We start from the raw sequence: 15,423 nt of genomic DNA on the forward strand, positions 1-15,423 counted from the left end.
CGCTCCGCTTTACAGGCGGTGGGCTGCGGTCTATAATAGAATGCGGAATAGGAGGAAAGACATGGATTTTCAATCGCTGGAAACATCAGTTTGGCAGCGTCTTGCGGCGGAAACACGGCCGATCGTGCTGTATGGCATGGGGGATGGCGCGGACAAAATTTTTGCGGAGTTTGACCGGCTGGGCATTCGCGCGTCGGCTGTGTTTGCAAGCGACGAATTTGTGCGCGGCCATTCGTTTCGCGGCTTTCAGGTGATGCGCTTGCGCGAGGTGCTCGCGCGTTGGGGCGAGGATATTGTTATCGTTATTGCCTTTGCAAGTCAGCGTCCTGAGGTGCTTGCGCGGATGTATGCGCTGGATGCACGGTACGAGGTGGTCGCGCCCGATGTGCCTGTCGTTCCGGGCGAGCTGTTTGACAATGCGTTTGTCCGCCGCCACGCTGCCGAAATGGAGCAGGCTTTTGACCTGCTGGCGGATGAGCGGTCGCGTCAGGTCTTTTTGGATACCGTGCGCTTTAAGCTGTCCGGCAAGCTGCATTATCTCCGCGCGAGCGAGACGGACAAGGATGAAGCATTCTCATCCATCCTGCGGCCGACGGATGCGGAGCATTTCGCCGATCTCGGCGCATACAATGGAGATACTGTGCGCGAGCTGCTGGCCTATACGGGCGGGCGCTTTGCCTCGATCACCGCGCTGGAGCCTGACCAGCGTAATTTCCGCAAGCTGTCCGACTATGCGGCGCACAACCTGTCGGGCGAGGTGTGCTTGGTGCAGGCGGGCGCGTGGTCGGCTGATACCGTTATGTCCTTTGCTGACCGTGCCGGGCGGCAGTCGCGCCTTGGCGCGTCGGGCCGACAAACGCAGATGCGCGCGCTGGACAGCGTGCTGGGCGGCATGCCCTGTACGCTGCTGAAAATGGATGTGGAGGGCGCGGAGCGGGAGGCCATCGCGGGCGCGGCGCAGACGATAAAACGATACCGTCCGCGGCTCAACATTGCCGCCTATCACCGCAGCGAGGATTTTTTTGCGCTGCCTCTGTTGATTCGGGCACTGTGCCCGGCCTACCGGCTGTATTTGCGCCATCATCCGTATGTGCCCGCGTGGGATACAAATTTATATGCGTCATGTGAATAAAAAGGGTGGACATATCTGCTTGGCAGCGGTATAATCGTTTTGCATAACAAGCGAAAAGGAGAAAGATAGTATGGGATGTTTCTACTGTGACGAGCACCACGAGGGTCGTGAGGCGATCATGTTCAAGGTGGGCGATATGAAGGCCGGTACATTGTATCTGTTCAAGGATCAGGCGCACAAGGGGCGCTGCGTGCTGGCGCTCGGCTCGCACAAAAAGGAACTGTGCGAATGCGATGAGCAGGAGCGCAATGCTTTTTGCGCCGATTTGGCAGCGGCTTCGGGTGCGGTGAAGAAGCTCTGGGGCTGCACCAAGCTCAATCTCGCCTCCTACGGCGACAGCAACCCCCATCTGCATTTCCATATCGTGCCTAAGTATGAGGGTGGCTTCGAGTTTGGCGGCAGCTTTGCCATCACCAACCCGGAGCCTGTGCTGTTGCAGGATGAGGAATACCAACAGATGATCGCAGCGCTCAAGCAGGAGCTTGGCATCTGAGCGAAACACCCAGCGGATAAAAAGAGAAGGCATTCTGCCTTCTCTTTTTTGCATGTCAGCGCGATTTTTCGACCTCTTGCCGAAAACAGCGAGACAATAGCCGCACAGTACGGTATACTGCTTACAGAAAGGAGGCGGTGCATATCAAAATCCTGTTGGAACCGCTGGAGGGTGAGGTAGAGGTTGTGATACGCGGGCGGATGGATGACCCACTCGTACAAAAGCTGCTCGGCGCCTGCCGTCAGGTCGAGCAGGCACGGCGGCTGTTTCTTTACCGGGACGGGCGCGCGTTTCTCTGCGATTACACGGAGGTGGACTGGTTCGAGGCGCGCGGGGGCGGCGTAACCGCACACATGAAAGGGGAGGAACTGGAGGCCAAGTGCCGCCTGCATGAGCTGGCTGAAGCCGCCGCATCACGCGGCTTTGTGCAGATCAGTAAGGGGCTGCTTGTCAATGTATCGCAGATACGCTCGGTTTCCGCCGCGTTCAGCGGCAACTATCTGGCCGAGCTGAAAGACGGAAAGACGACGCTTGTCATTTCCAGAAAGTATGTCAAATCGTTTCGAAGCTATGTGATGGAGGTCTTGTAGATGAAACTGAAAAACGTTCTCGCACATATTGTCATTGGACTGGGAATAGGCTCGGTCATCTCCTCGCTCAGCATCGCTTGGATGAGCGGGGTGGACAACACGCTCAAACAGGTGCTTGTGTGGCTGCTGGCCTCCGCGCTGTATGGCGTTGTTTCGCTGCTGTATGATACCGATTTCTGGCCGCTGCCGGTGCAGATTGCTGTGCATTTGCTGCTCTGCTGCGGCATCACGCTGGCAACAGCATGGAAGCTCTATGGCGACAGTTTGGGGCTGGGGCTGCTGGTACAGAGCGTGCTGCCAGGTTTTCTTGTGGTCTACGTTGTGATATCACTCATTCTGTTTGCGGTCGACCACAGACGGGCGCGGGAGATCAATGAAAAGCTCAAATAACCGCTATAACTATCAATGCAGGACTTCACCGGTTTGGTAAAGTCCTGCATTGGTCTGTCAAAGTATTGTTTTCGCGTGAATGGCCGTGCGATGCGGCTTATTCATCCTCAGCCAAGCGATAGCCCACGCCGACCTCGGTGAACAGATAGGCGGGCTCGGCAGGGTTGTCCTCGATTTTGCGGCGGATGTTGGCCATGTTGACGCGCAGGATCTGGTTGTTGCCGCTTGCGCGAGGCCCCCAAAGCTCCTTGATGATATAATCATACGTCAGCACTTTGCCGGCGTGTTTACCGAGCAGCGCGACGATACGAAACTCGCTGAGTGTCAGCTTGACGTTTTTGCCGTTTTTCAGCACCTGATGCTTATTATAGTCGATGGTCAGCTCACCGACGGTGTATGTACCGCGCTGTGCGATCTCGCTGTTGGACGATGTGGTACGGGTGTGCCGGATGGCGGTACGCACACGGGCGAGCAGCTCGGCTGTGCCAAAGGGCTTGGTCAGGTAATCATCCGCACCGAGGTCAAGCGCACTAACCTTGTCCAGCTCATGAGAACGGGCGGAAACCACAACAACCGGCAAGCTGCTCCAAGAGCGGATGGATTGAAGGATCTCGATCCCGTCCATATCCGGCAGACCAAGATCAAGGATGACCAGATCGGGACAGTGTGAGGAGACCATGGACAGCGCTTCGCTGCCCGAGCGTGCCTGAATGGTTTCATATCCATTGGAGCTGAGGATGGTCGAGATGAAATGCGCAATGCTTTTTTCATCCTCAATGATCAAAACCTTTTCTCGGATGTTCATTCTTGTCTCTCCTCTCCGGAAAGCGGCAGGCGGAACACAAATTCCGCACCGGTATCAAGATTGTGTGCCTCCATCGTGCCATCATGCGCGCGGATAATTGCCATGCAGACCGACAGACCAAGCCCCATGTTGCGCTTGCCGTCTGCCGCCGAGATCTCGCTGCGCGGGAGCGTGCCGTCAAACAGCTTGGGCAGTATATCGGGCGGGATGCCGCGGCCGTTGTCCGATACCGAAAAGCTGGCGTATTCACCATCTTGACAGGGCGACAACCGGATTTGCGAGGTCGTTTCTCCGTGTATGACGGCGTTTTCGAGCAAGTTGGCCAGAACTTGCTCAATCAGGATCGGATCCATCGGCACAAGCAAAAGGCCGTCCGGCACATTGACCTTGATCGAGATATGCGGAAAGCGCTTACGGAATTTGCGCACAGTTTCGCTCAGAACCTCCTCGGCGGCCTCCTCGTGCTTGCATATCTGTGTGTGCGTATCCCCGATGCGCGTGATCGAGAGCAGGTTTTCCACCACGCGGATCAGCCACTCGGCTTCGTCGTGCGCGTCCGCAAGCAGCACTCGCTGCTGCGCGGGGGACAGGTCGGGCGTTTCGAGCAGGGTCGAGGTCGCGCCAACGATTGAGGTCAGCGGTGTGCGGATATCGTGGGAAAACGAGCGCAGCAAATCGGCGCGCATCCGCTCCTTTTCACTTTCGGCGCGCAGGCGGTCGTGCTGTTTGATCTTGGTGGTCAGTGTGCAGGTGATAATCGACACAGTAAACATGGTCAGAAAGGTGATCGGATAGCCGGTGAGCGTGAAATTAAGAACCCAATAGGGGTATGTAAAAATATAATTGATGCATACCACACTCAGCAGTGATGCCAGCGAGCCAAACAGATACCCGGTCGTCAGGCGGGAGATCAGCAGCACTGCCAGCACAAATACGGGATAAGCGAAGCCGTCGCTGCTGTCCGCGAAGCGCAGCAGGCTGCAAATCTCAACCGCACAGGTAAAGATGGCGGTGGATATCACAAGGTCGCGCATGGAAACGGGGAATAGCTTGGTGCTTGCTTTGGGAATCTGCAAAATGTCCACCTTTCCTCCGGTTCAAGTTGATTTGGACACAGCTTGGATATCTACTTGATTATAGCAGAAAATCTGCTGTGCAAATGTTAATTCAATGTTAAAAAATGGATAACTGTGCGATGGAAAAGCTGGGAAAATATTTTTCGACAAAGGGAACAGAGGGGACGGTGAAGGTTTTATCATTGAGATATTGCAGCGCGCCGGCAGGCTCTGTGAAGCGGAAGGTGAGGGAGTAGGCATACAGCGCCTGCCCCTTTTCGCCATAGGGGCGGTCAAGCTCGTTTACGCCATATTTGCCGTCGCCCAGCAGTGGACAGCCGATAGACGCCATGTGCGCGCGGATCTGATGTGTGCGTCCGGTCAGCAGCTCGCACTCGACCAGTGACAGCCGCCCCGCCGTGGCCAAGGTGCGGTAGCGTGTGCGCGCTGTTTTCGCGCCGGGCACACGGGTCTTGTGCAGCGTGACCTGCTTGCGTGCCTCGTCCCGCCGGAGAAAATTTTCGATCAGTCCCGCAGGCGGTTGCGGACAGCCATGCACGGCACATAAATAGCGCTTTTCCACCTCGCGGGCCTTGATCCTGTCGTTCAGGATACGAAGCGCTTCGGCCGTTTTAGCCGCGATCACGATGCCGCCTGTGTTGCGGTCGATCCGGTTGCAGAGCGCTGGAGCAAAGGAGGCCGCGTCCTCGGGTTTCCACGCGCCGCACTGCCAAAGATACGCCTGAATATGCGCGATGAGCGTATCGTCATCACCGCTTTCGTCCTCGTGGACGACCATGCCGGGCGCCTTGTCGGCCAGCAGGATGTGCCCGTCCTCATAGACGATCCGCAGGCGCGGCCGCGCGATGCGGCGAAAGGCTTGCTCACCGCTGGGCGGGTCGAAATACTCGTCGTTCAGATAAAGCTGCAAAATATCGCCCTCGGCCAGCCGATAGGCCGCGTCGGCGCGCTTGCCGTTGACCTTGATGCGCTTGAGACGGAGATATTTATGCATCTGCCCGCCGGGCAGGCGCGGAACGGCCTTTTCCAAAAACTTATTGAGCCGCTGGCCGCTGTCGTTGCGCGTGATGTGAAATTCCTTCAAATTGATAAACCTTTCTGTAACAGGGTCGGATATCTTGTATTTAGTATACCGTATTTTTGCCAAAAAGAAAAGACCGGGATGCTGTTTTGCGTCTCTCATGAAAATTTGTAAAGCCAATGGGTCATTTTGAATAACAAGTAGCGGGTTTCACGCTTATACTGATGGCAGGAGCGTGATGTGGAGTGTTTTGCAGAGGTCAGGTGATCGGATTGGTGCTGATCTTTGTGGGGAGCGGCCTGCTTATCGGCAGCATTCTGCCATCGTGTCCGTTGGTCTGGCTGCTGTCGCTCGCACTGATCGCGGCAGGCATATTGTTGCTCCGATGCTGATAAGGGGAGGTGAGCAAGGTGAAGGTGGTCGTCTGGAAAAGCCCGAAATATCTGCGCGGCATATTGTGCAGGCTCTTTCATATCACATAACAGCATGCGGAAAGCAGAGGCATAAAAGTCTCTGCTTTTTTCATATTCAGCAAAAGGGGGACATATTGTGAAACAGGAGCAGCAGTGAAAAAAGGAGGCAGCAGCAATGGAACTGAATCAAACAAGCATCAAGTATTACGATAAGCGGCTTGCTCGGCTATCGGTGTGTACCGAAGCATCGGATTCGATCGTGCCGGACACCTTTCCCGATATCGGCCATGTGATCTGTGCATACGGCACAGCCGCGGTCAAGGATCAGACGCCGCAGAACGGCCGTCTGCTGGTTTCCGGCATGGTACAGGCCACCGTGCTCTACCAGCCGGAGGGTGGCGGCGGTCTGCGCCGGCTGACCGTGCCGATCACCTTTGCGCATATCGAGGAGTGTGACGGATTGGACGCGGAGGCCGTGTGCTTTGTCTGCTGCCGGGTCGCCTCGGTGGACGCAGTGCCGGTCAACAGCCGCAAGCTGAGCGTCAGCGCGCAGCTTTGCTTTGAGGCCGAGGGCTATTGCAGCGCAGCCTGTGAGCTGACCGAAAGCATCGAGCTGCCGCAGATCGAGCTGAAGTGCTCGCCGCAGGCGGTGACGCTCGTCGAGCAGGTACGCACCTGTCCGATCACCGTGCTGGAGGATGTGACCATGCAGGATTCCGCTGGGATGCAGCTGCTGCACAGTATATGCACGATGCGCGCAAGCGAATGCCGCGCGATGCACGGCAAGGTCGTGCTCAAGGGGGAGGCCGAGGTGCAGTGCATCGCACTGCGGGAGGACGACACGGTGCGCGTGCTGACCAGCAACACGCCGTTTACGCAGATATTGGAGATGCCCGAGGCCGAGGAGGGCGATATGATCGCGGCAAAGCTGGCCGTCAAGGAGGCTGACTGCCGACTGGAGGCCGACGGGCTGCTGTCCTACACAGTATCGGCCACGGCGCTGCTGCTGCTGCGCCGCGCGCGGTCGGTGCAGCAGATCGACGACCTGTATCTGCCCGGCCGAGCGCTTGAGATGGCAGAGGAGCAGGTGATGATGCATTCGCTGCCTGCGCCCATCACCTTTGCCGGGGAAACGACCGAGACGATTCAAACGGTGCAGCGGGTGTCGAGCGTAGTGGCGGCGGGCGCAGTATGCTGCATGGCCAAGCGCGCGGCAGCCGATGCGTTGCAAATGACAGCGGCTGTGCAGGTGCTTTATCTGGACGAGGAACGGCAGCTTTGCGCAGTGCAGCGGACGCTGCCTGTCAGCATTCCGTGCGCGGTGCCCGGTGCGCTTTCGCAGATAGAGCTGACCGCGCGCGCCGCGGGAGCGGGGGAAAAGGGGATGCTGTTGACACTCGCGGCATCCGGCGCGGCCGCGGCCGAGGAGCATGTGGCGTTTCGACATATCACCAAGCTGGAGGCAGGCAAGGTGCATCACGCCGAAGACGGCGTGACACTGGTGCTGCGTTACATCGAACAGGAGCAGCCGTTGTGGGAGATCGCCAAAAGCTGCGGCACGACAATGGATGCGATCCGCCGTGCAAATGAGCTGCCGGCGGACGCGGCAAGCGTATCCAAGGCAATGCTGCTGATTCCCATTCAGGCTTGAAAGGCGGGAGAGTATGGAAAATCAGATTTACAATCAGATCAGCGCGCGGACGGGCGGCGATATTTACATCGGCGTGGTCGGGCCGGTGCGCACGGGCAAATCCACGCTGATCAAGCGGTTCATGGAAACCATGGTGCTGCCCGGGATGGATAATATGTATAAGCGCGAGCGTGCGCGCGATGAGCTGCCGCAGTCAGGCACCGGGCGCACGATTATGACGGCCGAGCCGAAGTTCGTGCCCGAGGAGGCGGCTGAGATCGCGCTGCCCGACGGAGGAACCTGCCGGGTGCGCTTAGTGGACTGCGTCGGCTATCTGGTCGAGGGTGCGCTGGGCAGTATGGAGGACGACACACCGCGCATGGTGTCCACACCCTGGCGGGAGGAGCCTATGACGCTTGCCGAAGCGGCTGAGATCGGTACGCAAAAGGTCATCGGCGAGCACTCGACGATCGGTCTTGTGGTAACGACCGACGGCAGCTTTACCGAGCTGCCGCGCGCAAGCTATGAGCCGGCGGAAAAGCGCGTCATCTCTGAGCTGAGCGAGATCGGCAAGCCGTTTATCGTGCTGGTCAACTCCGCCGAGCCGCAGGGGCAGGCCGCGCAGGAGGTGTGCGCCATGCTGCGGGAGCAATACCATGTCGAACCGCTGGCCGTCAACTGCCTTGCGCTGGAGGAAACGGGTATTGCGGATATCTTACAGCGTGTGCTGTATGAATTTCCCGTGCGGGAGATTGACTTTGCGCTGCCGCGCTATATCGGCGCGCTGCCCGCGTCCCATCCGGTGCAAAACAGCATTTACCGTGCTATCCGCGCGGGTGCGGACGGCGGACAGCGCATGCGGGATATCAAGACCATGTGCGCCGCGCTGGCGGAGAATGATTACATCGGCCGGGTCGATATCGAGCATATGGCGCTTGGCAGCGGGCGGGCGCGGCTGCGCATCGACATCCCGGAAAGCGTGTTCTATGGCGTGGTAGGTGAGCAGACCGGCATCGAGATCGACGACGCGGCAGATCTGATCGCCGTTCTGGACGATTTTTCCAAGGTAAAGCAGCAGTATGAGCGTCTGCGCGGCGCGCTCGATCAGGTGTACCAGACCGGATACGGCGTGGTCATGCCGTCGGTTGACGAGCTTTCGCTCGAAGCGCCCGAGATCGTGCGGCAAGGCGGGCGGTATGGCGTGCGCCTGCGCGCGTCCGCGCCGTCGATCCACCTGATGCGCGCCAACATCAAGGCTGAGGTCAATCCGATCGTCGGCACGGAAAAGCAGTCGGAAGAGCTGGTGCATTATCTGCTCAGCGAATTTGAGGAGCAGCCGGAGAAGATATGGAACACCAATATTTTCGGCAAATCGCTCAATGAGCTGGTGCGTGAGGAGCTGTCCCACAAGCTCAGCCGCATGCCGGACGACGCGCGTGGCAAGATACGCGAAACGCTTGAAAAGATTATCAACGAGAGTGCAGGCGGTCTCATCTGCATCATTCTTTGAGCATACAGGTGTAACAACGGACGTGCAAGGTGCTGGCGTAATCTCGCGCCGGTTTGAAGCAGAACAGCGGCATGATGCTATATGCGTCCTGCCGCTGTTTCATTATGACGCCGAATGGATAAGCGGTCGCCGGCCGCTGTGCCTGCGGTGCACCAAAGCGGTGCGCTGTAATGCTGCGGGAAAGACACAGAAAAATCACTGGCGTGTCACAGCATATTCACAAAGAATTGGTATTTTCACTATACTGTCCCAATGGTAGAGACACAAACGTGGGTCATCTGGGTGGGTAGGCGCTCTCTCGCCGGCGCCATAACATATTAAAATAAGGTGTTTCGGACATGATAAAGAAAAAACAGGTCAGAGTGTTGCTGGATATTGTGATGCTGCTGGTGGCGGTCACATTATTTAACGAGCATTTCATCAACGGAGCCTATCACGAGATCGCCGGCTTGGTGCTGCTCGCTTTGATTGTTGTGCATATTGCGATCAATCTGAAGATGGCAATGGCGCTTGGTAAAAACATTGGCAAAATTCCCACCAAGTTAAAGGTGGGACTGGTCGTGGATATTCTGCTGTTGCTGGGTTTTGTTGGAATTGGCGTCAGCGATGTGCTGATTTCCCGCGTTGTCTTTCCCGGCATTGCTGTGGGCGGCGGCAGCTTCAAAATGCTGCATACGTTTGGTGCAGGCATGGTCGTTGTGCTTTTGGGAGTACATATTGGCCTGCATATCTGCCGTAAGGCCATGCCGGTCGTACCAGCGGTGTTGATATCCGTAGCGGTGCTCGGCTGCGGCATCTATGGGCTGATAAACTCGGATGAGATGCGCTGGCTGACCGCGCCGCTTATGATGTTTTTGCAGCAGGGAGAGATGCAGCCGCCAAACGGCTTTGGCAGGGAGCAGCGCCCGGCGATGCAAGACCCGTCGGCAATGCCGGATGGAAGCGCGCCGCAAGGACAGCCGGGAGGGGGCAGCGGCCGCCGGTGATGCGGGATGGAGCAAGGAATGCACCGCAAGGATCGGCTGTTCAAAAGCTGCAAACGGTCGTGATGTTCTTGGGCATGATCCTGATGCTTTCCATGCTCACTTACTGGATCGCCGTACCTAAAAAGAAAAAAACGGCGCAGGTGTCAGAGCCGTAGCCTGCCGCATATCAAAGCAGAGGTGGCACCGGGCGCATTTGCGCAGCAAGGAGGGCAAAAAGCGCTTTTCCAGACCTGAAAACAAGATACATCAGTGCGCACCGTCTTTCGTAAGAAAGGCGGTGCTTTTTGCAGTAAGGATGGGCAGCATATTCCGTGATACGGCTGCATAAGGTATTGCAGCAGGGATTACAGGGGATGGGGGAGAGCGCTGTTGCAGGAAGAACGCAGCTTTGTTTACACACTGATACTGGGGATATGTATGTTGCTGTCGCTGCTGATGATCGGCAGGATGCTGCTCGGCCACCCGGCGGGTACATCCGCCACGCCGCAGGAGCAGAGCGGGCAGCCAAAAGGGGAGAGCGATATGGAGATACGGCTGGATGAAAAGGATCTGATGACGCTCATAGAAGCGGCACTGCCATTCCCGGCAGACGAGATGCAGGTTGAGATTGGTGAGGACAGCACGGTTGGCGTGCGCGCCAAAGTACGCAAGCAGTCGATAGAGCAAAGCGGACTGGTATCCGGGAATATGCGTACAGCGCTGTTGTTTCTTCCTGAGGAGTGCATGGTTTATGGCAAGTGGGAGACGGCCATGCAGGATGGTATGCTGGCACTACGCTGTCTGCGCGCCGAGCTGGCAGGTTTCTCGCTGCCGGGCGAGGCTGCGGCCACGTTTTCGCAGTATCTGGCCGACGCAATCAATGGGCGGTTGCGGGAGCTTGGGATTAAATTGGCAGGTATATCCTGCGCAGATGGAGTGCTGTCGCTGCACACGGGCTGAAACGCTGCAAGGCAGGAAGGGACCATTTGCCGACAGAAGGCAGGTGGTCTTTTTTATGTCAGCAATAAAAAAACAGACGCCGCACCGGGCGTCTGTTTTTCGTGTCACTGCAAAGTCAATCAAAAATCACGCGGCCACCGCCCTGAAAGCGGGTGGCATAGCTGCCGCTGAGCGAGGCATAGCGGATGACATCACCGGTTTGGGGGGAGTGGATGAACTGATCGTCGCCCACATAGATGCCGACATGGCTGATCGAGGAGGCGCTGCTGCCGAAGAATACAAGGTCGCCGGGAAGCAGCTCCTCGCGGGTCACATGGGTGGTCGCATCAAATTGGGATTGGGCAACACGGGGGATTGTGCCAACTGTGTTATTGAACACATAAGAAGTAAAGCCGGAGCAGTCAAAGCCGCTCGGTGTGCTGCCGCCGTACACATAGGGTGTGCCAAGGAACTGCGCTGCAAAGGAAAGTACCTCCGCGCGCTGCTGGCTTGCGCCTGTGTATGCGATGGCGTGTTCGGCGGGCTGCACGGCGACGCTGGCCGAGATCGCCGCGCCTGCAACATCCTGCGCCGGTGCAAACGTCAGATAATCCGGATGAACATAGCCCTGCTGGCCGTTATAGACGACCTTATACCAGCCCTGATACACCCCGAGCGCTTGGACGGTCGTATTGTTGCGCAGCGAAGCAAGCACCTTGGATGAGGTGCTTGGCTGCTGGCGCAAATTGACAGTAGTATCGCAGATAATGCGGCCATTGCCAAGAGCAAAATCGCTTGTCAGCGTACCGGTCAGATATTCGCCGCTGACATAGCCCTCCTGTCCGCCGACCGCGACCCTAAACCAGCTGCTGCTGTTGTTGATAACGGCGACTGTCGTTCCCTGCGGCAGGGTGGCTATAATATCCCCGGCGGGAGACTGACGCAGATAGAGCGCGTCGGCCTTCACCTTGGCCGGGTACAGCGCAAAGGCGCTGGGCAGGGTCATTGCAGCGGCTAAAACGGCCGATATAATCGTACGCAGAGCTTTTTTAGAACACATGGGGAAACCTCCGTTTTTGATGGACATATGACGATCACTTATTGTTCAGCGCGCGGCCAAGCCAGATAGAAGCGATGTCCATCGCGGCCCAAAGGCTATCCTTTTCGGTTTTTTTGACGATGCGCTCTTTTGTGCGTGCATTGGGGTTGGTCTGCTGAAGCTGCACGGAAACGCGCTTGGCCACCGGCAGACCCTTAACCTCGCCGGACTCGAGGATTTGCATCATGATGATGTGCGAATCGCTCATCGAGCCATAGTAGATGATATTTTCCTTGCGCATCAGCGGATGCCCTTTATATTGCAGAAGTTCGTTTTTCTTGGCGGCAGCAGCCATGCTTTGCACTCCTTATCATAACAAAACGGTTACATATCAAAGTTACATTATGGTAACAGTATAGCACAGCCGACTTTGTTTGTCAAATTCAAATTCAATCTTTGTTGGCTTTGCGGATATTTTGTGGTATAATCAACTAAACACCACCACAAATTGATGTATTGGAGCGAACGATGAAAGTTGCTTTTCACACCCTTGGCTGCAAGGTCAACCTGTTTGAAACGCAGGCGCTGACGCAGCTGGCGGAGACGCGCGGTCACGAGGTCGTCACACAGGATGCGGACGCGGTGATCCTCAACACCTGCACAGTCACCGCAGTATCCGATCATAAAAATATGCGTGCGCTGCACAAGCTGCGCAAAGAAAACCCGCGCGCTGTCATCGCGGCCTGCGGCTGCTTGGCGCAGCTCAGTCCGGAACGCCTGCGGGACACGGGCGGGGCCGATCTGATCTGCGGCACGACCGACCGCGCGCAGGTGCTCACGCTGTGCGAGCAAGCGGTGCAGGGAAAAAGGGTGGACGATACGGCTCCGGCGCGTCCGGCAGATAGGGACACGGCCTTTGAGTTGCTGCCGGCGGGTGTGCCCAAGGGGCGCACCCGTGCGCTGCTCAAGATCGAGGATGGCTGCGACTATTTCTGCTCCTACTGTATTATTCCCTATGCGCGCGGCCGGGTGCGTTCCATGCCGCCCGCAGTTGTACTGCGTGAGGCGGAACGGCTGATGGCCGCAGGCGTGCATGAGATTGTGCTGACCGGCATTGAGATCGCCTCCTATGGCCGTGATCTTACGCCCGCGTTGTCGCTGACCGACCTGCTGTGCACCTTGCTGGGGGCATTTCCAAGGATGCGGTTTCGGCTGGGCTCGCTCGATCCCCGCATCGCGGACGAGCAGTTTTGTGCACGGCTTTGCAGGTTTGACAATCTGGCGCGGCACTTTCACCTGTCCCTGCAAAGTGGATGCGATACTGTGCTGCAGCGCATGGGCAGAAAATACACAGCCGAGCAGTATTATACAAACGCCATGCTGCTCAAGGCGGCCTTTGCAGATTGCTCGGTGACAACCGACCTGATCGTCGGCTTTCCGGGCGAGACTGAGGAGGAATTTGCGCAGACGCTGCGGTTTATCGAGCGGTGTGCGCTGTCCGCCGTGCATGTATTCCCGTATTCTGCGCGGGAGGGTACGCGTGCGGCGCGCATGGAGGCACAGCTGTCCGACCAGAAAAAGGCGGCGCGTGCGGCGCGTGCCAAGGCGGTTGCGGCTGCGCTGACGCAGTCCTATCTGCGCCGCTTTGTAGGCAGAACACTTGCAGTGCTGCCCGAGCACCGCACCGGCGGGCTGTGGGCAGGGCATGGAGACTATGGTTTTCCAATCTATATAGAAGGCGAGAGCATACGGAAGAATCAGCCGCTTTCCGTCCGCGTCACGGGGCTGCACCGCGATGGCGTCAAGGCGGAAATAATTCTTTGAGAGAGTGTAACCAATCCCGTCCCAGTTCCATAGGATGAAGTGAAATCTTTCATAGGAGGAAATGACTTATGTGTTCTTCTAACAATTTCTGGGGCGAGAATAACTGGTGGTGGATCATTCGCAAAATGCCGAAATAGTCAGGTATTATGCGGGTTTTATGCCGATAGTCAAATGGCGTTCGTACTGTTTTCGTACTATCATGCCAATGCAGACAGTTTGGCGGCCACATCAGCCTGCTTGTCGGGGTACAGATGTGCATATATACGCAAAGTGGTGTCCACGCTGTCATGCCCTAACCGCTCAGCGATGAGGAGCGGCGAAAATCCTATCTCAATCAGCATGGATGCATGGCTGTGCCGGAGGTCATGGAGGCGAATGCGGGGTAGCCCCGCGCGATCTGCAGCCGTGCCCAAATAGGTGGACACGTTGCTCGGTGATCGGTGGAACAGCATATCGCTCCCCGCCGGGCGGTACATCCGCTTGATGTAGGCTTGCAGCTCCTCGCAAAGCTGGTCGGGCATGGTTACGGTACGGATGCTGTTTTCCGTTTTCGGCGGGGTAATAACATCTTTGCCGCCGCGCCGATCTCGGGTTTTTGAGATGGAGATAGTCTTGGCCTTGCAGTCAATGTCGCCAACAGTCAGAGCAAGGCACTCGCCGCGCCGCATCCCTGTCCAGAACAGTGTTTGATAGATGGCATGCAGTTCCGGGTCGGTAACGACCGCGATAGCTTGCTTGTACTGCTCCACCGTCCAGAACTGCATTACCTTGGCGTCGCGCTTGCCAATGCGTGGCTCATGGCGGCAAGGGTTGCGCTCAAGGCCGTAATACTTTTCGGCGAAGTTAAAGATGGCGGCAAGATCGTTATTGATCGTGCGCAGGTAGGTTTGACTGTAATCGGTCTGCATCATTTTGGTCTGCCACTCGTGGATCATCAGTGGTGTGATCGAACTGACCGGCAGATCGCCGAAGGTGGGCAGGATCTTATCCCGGAAGATATGCGCTTTCTTTCGGATCGTCGCCTCTCGCAAACGCGCCTTGCCAGACTGCATATATTGCTCATACAGCGATTGGAAAGACATGTTGCAGCTGCCGCTGTGCTGTTTGACAAAGCTGTCCTCAAACGCTTTGGCTTCCCGCTTGGTGGCGAAGCCCTCTTTTTTCTTTCGGTGCGTTGCGCCAAAGCTGTCCTTATAATAAAAGGATGCGTACCAGCGACCGCTGCCGTCTGTCATTTTTTTAACTGCCATTTCTGAATCCCTCCCATTTACAACACATAAAAGTATATGCTATAATGAAAGGGCAGAATCCCGTCGAGAGTTTTCTGCCCTTGATCCCGCTTCGGTGTGCCAACACCGGGGCGGGATTTTTTTTCGTCAGATTGCCAATGAAAGATATAGCATGAATAGCGATAGAATAACACAAAACAACACATGCCGTAAAAAGAAAAGAAAACAGGGAAAAGAAGGGTTGAACGGAAATATTAGATTCTCCGTTTCGACAATTTACAACGATTCATTTTTACTGTAATGTACTCATGTAATTACGACTGAGTGCGCTCATCCCGAAACGGGGAAGGCATTGGAGTTATGCATG

The 15,423-nt window shown here is 56.7% G+C and carries 16 protein-coding genes; 9 read left to right on the forward strand and 7 right to left on the reverse strand.

Translation table 11 applies throughout. From position 1 onward, the window contains the following. Positions 1–61 precede the first annotated feature (61 nt). The 4 genes from MR935_RS08765 to MR935_RS08780 all read left to right on the forward strand — a co-directional run bounded on the left by MR935_RS08765 (position 62) and on the right by MR935_RS08780 (position 2,605). Positions 62–1,132 carry an FkbM family methyltransferase gene (locus tag MR935_RS08765; RefSeq protein WP_290572811.1) on the forward strand — a complete coding sequence of 357 codons (1,071 nt, stop codon included), beginning with the start codon at positions 62–64 and terminating at the stop codon, positions 1,130–1,132. 70 nt (positions 1,133–1,202) lie between these two features. Further along, complete coding sequence (locus tag MR935_RS08770) at positions 1,203–1,625, forward strand: HIT family protein (protein ID WP_290572813.1); 423 nt, start codon at positions 1,203–1,205, stop codon at positions 1,623–1,625. 137 nt (positions 1,626–1,762) lie between these two features. After that, positions 1,763–2,215 carry a LytTR family DNA-binding domain-containing protein gene (locus MR935_RS08775; RefSeq protein WP_290572814.1) on the forward strand — a complete coding sequence of 151 codons (453 nt, stop codon included), beginning with the start codon at positions 1,763–1,765 and terminating at the stop codon, positions 2,213–2,215. Further along, positions 2,216–2,605, forward strand: a complete 390-nt coding sequence (locus tag MR935_RS08780; protein WP_290572816.1) for a DUF3021 domain-containing protein — start codon at positions 2,216–2,218, stop codon at positions 2,603–2,605. Positions 2,606–2,702: 97 nt separating this feature from the next. On the opposite strand, the gene MR935_RS08785 is transcribed toward MR935_RS08780, so the two are convergent. The 4 genes from MR935_RS08785 to MR935_RS08800 all read right to left on the reverse strand — a co-directional run bounded on the left by MR935_RS08785 (position 2,703) and on the right by MR935_RS08800 (position 5,961). Further along, entirely contained in the window at positions 2,703–3,410 is a 708-nt protein-coding gene (locus MR935_RS08785) for a response regulator (protein WP_290572817.1), read from the reverse strand. Continuing rightward, on the reverse strand, positions 3,407–4,486 hold the full coding sequence (locus MR935_RS08790) for a sensor histidine kinase (RefSeq protein ID WP_290572818.1): 1,080 nt from the start codon (positions 4,484–4,486) through the stop codon (positions 3,407–3,409). The genes MR935_RS08785 and MR935_RS08790 overlap by 4 nt, the downstream gene beginning before the upstream one ends. Before the next feature lie 97 nt (positions 4,487–4,583). After that, complete coding sequence (locus tag MR935_RS08795; protein WP_290572820.1) at positions 4,584–5,570, reverse strand: RluA family pseudouridine synthase; 987 nt, start codon at positions 5,568–5,570, stop codon at positions 4,584–4,586. 196 nt (positions 5,571–5,766) lie between these two features. After that, the gene (locus tag MR935_RS08800; RefSeq protein WP_290572822.1) at positions 5,767–5,961 is read right to left on the reverse strand and encodes a hypothetical protein; all 195 of its coding nucleotides are present in this window, start codon (positions 5,959–5,961) and stop codon (positions 5,767–5,769) included. 134 nt (positions 5,962–6,095) lie between these two features. Between MR935_RS08800 and MR935_RS08805 the strand changes: the two genes are divergently transcribed. From MR935_RS08805 to MR935_RS08820, 4 genes are all read left to right on the forward strand, one after another. Continuing rightward, positions 6,096–7,571 carry a DUF3794 and LysM peptidoglycan-binding domain-containing protein gene (locus tag MR935_RS08805; RefSeq protein ID WP_290572824.1) on the forward strand — a complete coding sequence of 492 codons (1,476 nt, stop codon included), beginning with the start codon at positions 6,096–6,098 and terminating at the stop codon, positions 7,569–7,571. Positions 7,572–7,584: 13 nt separating this feature from the next. Then, positions 7,585–9,060 (forward strand): stage IV sporulation protein A, encoded by a 1,476-nt coding sequence (spoIVA, locus tag MR935_RS08810; protein WP_290572826.1) that lies wholly within the window; start codon positions 7,585–7,587, stop codon positions 9,058–9,060. Between the two features lie 338 nt (positions 9,061–9,398). Then, positions 9,399–10,046, forward strand: coding sequence for a DUF4405 domain-containing protein (locus MR935_RS08815; protein WP_290572828.1), 648 nt, complete (start codon positions 9,399–9,401; stop codon positions 10,044–10,046). Positions 10,047–10,415: 369 nt separating this feature from the next. Then, the gene (locus MR935_RS08820; RefSeq protein ID WP_290572830.1) at positions 10,416–10,985 is read left to right on the forward strand and encodes a hypothetical protein; all 570 of its coding nucleotides are present in this window, start codon (positions 10,416–10,418) and stop codon (positions 10,983–10,985) included. 115 nt (positions 10,986–11,100) lie between these two features. Here MR935_RS08820 and MR935_RS08825 read toward each other — a convergent pair whose 3' ends face one another. Together MR935_RS08825 and MR935_RS08830 are read right to left on the reverse strand one after the other, a co-directional pair. Beyond that, the gene (locus tag MR935_RS08825) at positions 11,101–12,024 is read right to left on the reverse strand and encodes a C40 family peptidase (protein WP_290572832.1); all 924 of its coding nucleotides are present in this window, start codon (positions 12,022–12,024) and stop codon (positions 11,101–11,103) included. 34 nt (positions 12,025–12,058) lie between these two features. Then, positions 12,059–12,358 (reverse strand): hypothetical protein, encoded by a 300-nt coding sequence (locus tag MR935_RS08830; RefSeq protein WP_290572833.1) that lies wholly within the window; start codon positions 12,356–12,358, stop codon positions 12,059–12,061. Between the two features lie 173 nt (positions 12,359–12,531). On the opposite strand from MR935_RS08830, the gene mtaB reads away from it, so the two are divergent. Further along, complete coding sequence (mtaB, locus tag MR935_RS08835) at positions 12,532–13,827, forward strand: tRNA (N(6)-L-threonylcarbamoyladenosine(37)-C(2))-methylthiotransferase MtaB (protein ID WP_290572834.1); 1,296 nt, start codon at positions 12,532–12,534, stop codon at positions 13,825–13,827. Between the two features lie 197 nt (positions 13,828–14,024). Here mtaB and MR935_RS08840 read toward each other — a convergent pair whose 3' ends face one another. Then, positions 14,025–15,077 carry a site-specific integrase gene (locus MR935_RS08840; RefSeq protein WP_290572836.1) on the reverse strand — a complete coding sequence of 351 codons (1,053 nt, stop codon included), beginning with the start codon at positions 15,075–15,077 and terminating at the stop codon, positions 14,025–14,027. Positions 15,078–15,423: the final 346 nt, after the last annotated feature.

The sequence above is a fragment of the Agathobaculum sp. genome (assembly GCF_022775115.1).
GTDB lineage: Bacteria > Bacillota > Clostridia > Oscillospirales > Butyricicoccaceae > Agathobaculum.